Consider the following 594-nt stretch of genomic DNA (forward strand, 5'->3'; position numbering starts at 1 on the left):
GTTAGTGTCTTGTCGCAGCATCTCCCGGGTCTTCTTGATGCGTGGGAAGAATCCGTAAAGCTTGGTGAAAGTGTGTTTACGGATGAGCAAAAGGCATTGCGCCGGAGCTGGGCAAGAAACCTGGATTTCTACATCATCAGCTTTTGGTTGGTCGGATTGGCTTTGACGCTCGAAATTCCGGACGATCTATGGCGACGCTTGATCGCCCTGATCGGGAATGAGGGTGAGGACGTCTTGTTGGATCGCGTGATTGCGAGTCGCGACCACGGCCGAAAGATTGGTACGGAACTTCGGCACCCGAAGCCCTACCAGCGATTGCTCAACGCTGTTGATGCGCCTGCTGCCAACCAAGCAAAGCAACTCCGACTCTTTGTCGAAAACTGGTACCGCGAACTAGATCGCCCCCCCAAGAAAGGAGGCGTGCCGGCGGTATACGATAAGCCTTACTGGTATGGCTTCGATGAGTACATCGAAGGTGGCGCATATTTTGGATTTTGGTGTATCGAGGCCGCGGCTGCGGTCAAGGCGTTCAATCTCGATGACAGTCAATGCGCGGGTTTGAATCATTATCCGTGGGACCTTGTGCATCAAGAA

At 53.4% G+C, this 594-nt stretch carries 1 protein-coding gene; it reads left to right on the forward strand.

The annotated features are described in order from the left end of the window. A partial coding sequence (locus ACWF6P_RS31805) for a PoNe immunity protein domain-containing protein (RefSeq protein ID WP_452623705.1) occupies positions 1 to 594 on the forward strand: 594 nt, incomplete at both ends.

Source organism: Rhodococcus sp. NPDC055024 (genome assembly GCF_053608585.1).